General features: G+C 37.9%; 5 protein-coding genes and 1 pseudogene. 1 reads left to right on the top strand and 5 read right to left on the bottom strand.

Going from position 1 to position 5,669, the window contains the following annotated elements:
• Nucleotides 1-31: 31 nt before the first annotated feature.
• The 3 genes and pseudogenes from L654_RS0114285 to L654_RS0114270 form a co-directional block, all read right to left on the bottom strand.
• Nucleotides 32-1,200 (bottom strand): IS3 family transposase gene (locus L654_RS0114285; protein WP_139016089.1). Its coding sequence is split into 2 segments (ribosomal slippage): nt 32-924 and nt 924-1,200, totalling 1,170 coding nucleotides; the frame shifts between segments, so codons are not numbered across the junction.
• 65 nt (nt 1,201-1,265) lie between these two features.
• A pseudogene (locus tag L654_RS0114275) lies at nt 1,266-2,687 on the bottom strand (methyl-accepting chemotaxis protein); the annotation flags it as partial.
• A 66-nt stretch (nt 2,688-2,753) separates the two neighbouring features.
• Complete coding sequence (locus tag L654_RS0114270) at nt 2,754-3,035, bottom strand: MliC family protein (RefSeq protein WP_024608268.1); 282 nt, start codon at nt 3,033-3,035, stop codon at nt 2,754-2,756.
• A gap of 145 nt (nt 3,036-3,180) precedes the next feature.
• Here L654_RS0114270 and L654_RS0114265 point away from each other — a divergent pair, with 145 nt between their 5' ends.
• Entirely contained in the window at nt 3,181-4,086 is a 906-nt protein-coding gene (locus tag L654_RS0114265; RefSeq protein WP_024608267.1) for a DUF808 domain-containing protein, read from the top strand.
• A gap of 44 nt (nt 4,087-4,130) precedes the next feature.
• Here the strand turns inward: L654_RS0114265 and L654_RS0114260 are convergent, their stop codons facing one another.
• Nucleotides 4,131-5,072, bottom strand: coding sequence for an SEL1-like repeat protein (locus L654_RS0114260; protein WP_024608266.1), 942 nt, complete (start codon nt 5,070-5,072; stop codon nt 4,131-4,133).
• Between the two features lie 94 nt (nt 5,073-5,166).
• Nucleotides 5,167-5,669, bottom strand: a 503-nt coding sequence (locus L654_RS0114255; protein ID WP_024608265.1) for a M28 family peptidase, incomplete at its 5' end; no start/stop codon positions are given.

Raw genomic sequence — 5,669 nt, 5'->3', positions numbered from 1 at the left:
TGACGTGGTCAACTAAATTCAGTCACCCTAGTTAAGAAACCATATCTAATGTTTCGGTTCGTTCTTCAAAGTCATTTGGGCTTTGATAATTTAAGTACGAATGTAAGCGACGACTGTTGTACCACATGCAGATGTAATTCATTACATCCTGTTGAGCTTCATAACGCGTTGGGTAATTTTTCCAATGCACGCGCTCTTGCTTCAAACTACCGAAGAAGCTTTCTGCAACAGCATTATCCCAGCAACAACCTTTCTTACTCATGCTACCAATGAAGTCGTTTGACTTGAGCAATCTACGATATTGATGGCTTGCATATTGAACCCCTTGATCTGAATGGATAATCAACCCTGCTTTGGGTTGGCGTTGCCACATCGCCATAGTCAGTGCGTCACAGACAAGCTGCGCTTTCATTCGTGAGCCCATGCTCCAACCAACGACTTTACGCGAATATAAATCAATCACTACCGCCAGATATAACCAACCTTCTGCAGTCCAAACATAAGTGATATCTTGTACCCAAGCTTGATCAGCGGCTTCAACGTTGAAGTTTTGCTCAAGTACATTGGGATAAATAGGCTTGTTATGGTCACTATTCGTTGTTACTTTGTATTTCTTTTTATAACGCACCCAGACATTTGCCTCTTTCATTAACTGTGCTGTTTTGTGACGGCTCACCGGAAAACCGAGTGCATTTAAGACTTTCTGAATACGCCTTTCACCGTAAGTATTATCACTGAAGTGCGCTATGTCCTTGACCCAATCAATCATTTCTTGATGTGTTGGATCCTCTGATTTAGTTGAATATCGCTTTTGATAACTATAGTAATTGTTACTTTTTACACCCAGTATTCGGCACATTACCGCCACAGGCCAGGTCTTCTTGTATTGGGTTATGAACGAGTATTTCACTTCGTTTCTTTGGCAAAGAAGACCGTCGCTTTTTTTAATATTTCACGCTCCATTTCTAGGCGTTTCACTTGCGCTTTTAGCTCTCTGATCTCTTCTTGCTCAGGGGTCAAATTACCATTCCCTCTAAAAGCCTGCCCATCATCATTTTCAGCTTCTTTTATCCACCGACCAAGCATGTTGGGATTTACCCCTAAATTTCTAGAGGCTTCTGCTTGAGAGTAGTTTTGCTCAACAACTAATGCGATGGCATCAAGTTTAAATTCTTTGGAATACTTTTTACGTTTTGTCATTATCGATCTCCAGTTAAGTTGATTATCTCTTAACTGGGGTAGTCGAATCCATTAAACCACGTCACAATCTTGTTTACGTCATTGGCAAATTGCGATGCATTGGTTATTTCACTTGATGTTTTATCTGCTTGTTCATAAACCGCTTGTGAGTTGGTTAGCATATTTTGTGCAAGCGATGTTGCCTGCGCGCTTCGCTCCAACTGCTGTTGTGCAACAACCGTCATTTGCTGACCTTTTTCACTGGTTTTAATAGCGCTGCGGTCTAGCTCGTGGGCGTCACTACTAATTGCGCCAATTAACTGGGTAAGGTCTTCACTGAGTTTATTTATGTTATTTAGCAAAGTACCAAATTCATCTTTACTGCGCGGATGGCTTCGCTTTGATAAATCACCTAAGGCGATTCGGGCTAAATCGCGGTTTACTTTTTTAAGCGGTTTTAGCATTGCGCGAGTTGTAAAAATAGAGATAGCGATAATCAATATAATTAAAACAATCGTAATAATTACTACAGAACTAATCCCTGTATTTATGGCGGCCTTTGCATTAGTTTGTAAGGCATTAAAGCGCTCATCAGCCAATTTATTAAGTTCAATAAGCTGACCTTCTGTTGTTATAAATTGCTGTTGAAAGTGTTCAAAATTTTGAGCCGCAGCAATAGTACTTTTGAGTACTTTATTTTGTTGGGCATAAATTCCTGTATCGTTGTTAAGTAACTCTCTTAATTGATTAAATTTAGTCGTTAAATTTTTAGCATTAAACGCATTATTAAAGGGTAGCGCTTGTTGCTCTAAATAGGTGAAATTAGGTTGGATGTTATCTAGTAGAAATAGAGTATCTTGCTGATGACTATTTAAATCATTGATACTTGTAGTTTGAGTAATGCTTTTTATATTATTGCTTAAGTTAAACAATAAATCATCTATACGGGTCGCTGTTCCAAACATAACATTAAGTAGCGCCTGCTGTTTTGCAGTCACTTCTAAAAGTTCGATATCAAGTAAGTTAGAACTTAAATTGTAAAGTTGCTCGTTAAACGTTGCTGATAATTCTATAGTGGAATTTTGCGCTACAAACTTACTCTCTTTAGCGCTAAACATTGCGACACTTACTTTAGTCAGTTGCTCAAAGCCTTCGTTGGTACTGGCGAGTAAATTTTGCATTGTTATTTGTTGATTTAGTTGAGTGCTTAACGAATTGAGCATATCGCTAAATTGTTGTTGCTCAGCTTGCGCCTGTTTTTTATTTTGTTGAAGTAAATCAAGGTTTGCTTGGCTGTAAGCTAAGGCATTAAATTTGGTAATAGACAGTAATGATAGCCTTAAATCTTTACTGAACTGTTGTACAGGAACCGCTAATTTTTCGGTTCGGGTATTGTTAACGCTAATTTTGTTTAATGACCAATAAAAAAACACACTACTTGTTAGCACCAATAAACCAATGGCTGTAAAAGCTAAAATTATTTTATGTTTGATCGCAATTGAACGCATAACTTCATCACAATAATGGGTCTTTAATTATTGTAGCATTGCTGTAATTTATTGGTTAGTTTTGTGTTAAACCTTGATGCACTGTCTTTTTTTACCAGCAATGATTAGCATGGCTTCATTTCCCTTACCCCAAAACAGTACCTCTTCACTTATATATTTATTCCCTGATGCACTTTTTTCGTGATTAAGTACATGCACTTTATTATTAAAGATAAGTTCGGCTTCAGAATTATTAATGATATTGAGTTTTACGCTCTCATCATCGCATTTGTAAGCAGTACTGGTTTGTAAATCACTACATGCGGTTAAGCTTAGTAAAATAGCGATTAATGCTAAATATACTTTCATTTTTCCTCCCATCTTCTTTAAAAGTTAGTTAAAACACAGGGCAAAATTTTAATCTAATGTAAGAATAACAAAGCAAAATTAACCGTTGGTGAAAGTAGCGCTTTACGTTATGTTTATAGCAATATTTTTTGAGCTCGGAAGCTTTATGGCAGGCACTAACCTTTTAACGTTATTAGACGATATAACCACTTTACTTGATGACATTGCGACAATGAGTAAGGTAGCAACAAAAAAAACAGCGGGTGTATTAGGCGATGACTTAGCACTCAATGCACAGCAGGTTACAGGTGTTGCAGCAGAGCGTGAATTACCGGTTGTTTGGGCTGTGGCAAAGGGCTCATTTTTAAATAAAGCGATACTCGTACCCGCTGCTTTATTAATAAGCGTATGGCTGCCTTGGTTAATAACACCGCTTTTAATGATGGGTGGTTTGTTTTTATGTTTTGAGGGAGCTGAAAAAGTATTTGCTAAGTTTTTGCCTCATCACAATGAAGTGGTAGATGAAGATGAAAAATTAGATTTAGTTGAGTATGAAAAACAAAAAATAAAAGGGGCAATAAGAACCGACTTTATTCTTTCTGCCGAAATTATTGTTATTACTTTAGGCACTGTGGCAGGCGCTACATTACTTAACCAAGCTTTAGTGCTTTGTGTTATCGCAATTATAATGACGATTGGCGTTTATGGCTTGGTGGCCGGTATTGTAAAGCTGGATGATGCCGGACTTTATTTACTCAACCAATCTAAAGTGTCAGCTAATAAATTTAAAGAGTTACTCGGAAAAGGCTTACTCGCAGCAGCGCCTAGGTTGATGCAGTTTTTAGCATTTGCGGGCACCATTGCAATGTTTTTAGTAGGCGGCGGGATTTTAGTGCATGGTGTTGAGTTACTGCATCATACTCAGTTGGATGTAACAAGCTATGCTCAGTCTGTTGCTGGTGGCACAGGAGAAGTATTAGCGCCTCTCTTGTTTGATGGTTTGCTAGGTGTTATTGCCGGCTTAGTTGTTGTGCTTATACATGTAAATTATACAAAGTTATTTAAAAAGTAATTTATAGCTGGCGTACTTGTTGCGCCAGCTATATTTAAATTCACTCATTCACAGTTAGCTATTTTACAAAGAGATTCCAATTCAAATTGTGCTTTAGTATTTTTTTGCTCAATGGCCTTTTTATACCAATAAATAGCCTGCTGTTGATCCTGATCTATTCCCTGACCATCACGATACATTTGCGCTAAATTTAATTGCCCCCATTGAGAACCCGCTTCAGCAGCTAGCTTAAAGCTATTAAATGCTTCAAAAAATAACTTATCTTTAAAATAAATAATGCCTTGTTGATTGTTTTTATCGAGTTTTAAACCTTTATATAGTGGCTTAGGTTTGGGAGGAAACATCACAAACCCGCCATAAAGGCTGTTGGCATAAGGTCGCAGCACATCATAAATAGCTTCGTCTTTATACAAACGCTTTACTTCATCACGAGGGAGGGTGATTGTTTTAGTGGAGAAGTAATTGTCTTGAATTAGTTGGCTGGTACGCATTGCCAAGGTAATACTATTATTACGTTTATAGCTGTAGTTGCTTATCTGAAAGGTAATAAACTGCTTATCAAAACTTAAAACTTGAGCAATTCTTAAATTGGTTAGGGTCCAGGGGTCGTGTGTAAATTTGTCGGCGTGTACTAAGTAGGTGTCATATATTTTAGGTGTATTCAAATAGCTTTGCTTTTGAGTCTCGGTATCAAGGTGTTGTTGATAAAAAAACGAAACAATCCAAAGCAATAAAAATACGCCAATAAAGTATTTAGGTAGGCTTAGTTTTTCTATTAACGGTAGTTGCGGTATTTTAACAGGTTCGCTTTTTCCGCATTGATAGCACTCGCGTTTATAGCTTAATTTTAAGGCAAGCATAGGTAAAATGCTAAATCGTAAATAGCGGCTTTTATTTACTAAATGGTAGGCGTCGCTCTGGCAGTGAGGGCAGCGTGTTATTTGTGCAAAATGTGGAAATGATTCACTCGTGTTGAAAAGTAACATAAAGCACGCTCCTTGTTTAATTACCTAAAGGTAAAACAAGAAGCGTGTTAGTTAAAGCTACAAACTGTAAGTAAGTAAGTAAGTATGTCTGTTATTACTTATTTTGAGCTTTAGGCTTGATAGTGGTTTTTGCATCGGCAGCCATTAGAGCAAATACAGCATATGCAGCGGTATTTTGACGAAGCTTAGCAGGTGTTACTTTATCAAGCGTATCGTCAGCTGTATGGTGGTAATCAAAGTAATCTGTTCCATCTTGAGCAAGTTCAAAAATAGGCGCTGACGTTGCTGCTTTAAGTGGAATTAGATCGGGGCCACCATTCGCTTGGTTTTTACCAATGTGCTCAATATTTAACGGCGCAAGTTCTTTTGCTATAGCGCGAACTACAGGAAGTGACTCTGCGCTTACGTTCGACTCAAAAGCATATACAACATCGGCGCCAAAATCAGACTCAGCGGCTGCAACAATATTGCTTAGCTCGTTTTTATGCTCTGCAAAATAAGCTTTTGCACCCCAAAGACCTAGCTCTTCAGCTGCAAAAAGTACCACACGAATACTGCGCTTAGGACGTTTTACATCGCTAATATGTTTAGCGGCTG

Source organism: Pseudoalteromonas sp. TAB23, from assembly GCF_000498075.1.
Lineage (GTDB): Bacteria > Pseudomonadota > Gammaproteobacteria > Enterobacterales > Alteromonadaceae > Pseudoalteromonas > Pseudoalteromonas arctica.
Note: the sequence above shows the minus strand (reverse complement) of the source record. Positions and strands in the feature narration are given on the sequence as shown.

Bases quoted from the DNA above. Each gene is read 5' to 3' on its own strand.
- L654_RS0114270 (WP_024608268.1), bottom strand. From the start codon at position 3,035: ATGAAAGTATATTTAGCATTAATCGCTATTTTACTAAGCTTAACCGCA.
- L654_RS0114265 (WP_024608267.1), top strand. From the start codon at position 3,181: ATGGCAGGCACTAACCTTTTAACGTTATTAGACGATATAACCACTTTA.
- L654_RS0114260 (WP_024608266.1), bottom strand. From the start codon at position 5,072: ATGTTACTTTTCAACACGAGTGAATCATTTCCACATTTTGCACAAATA.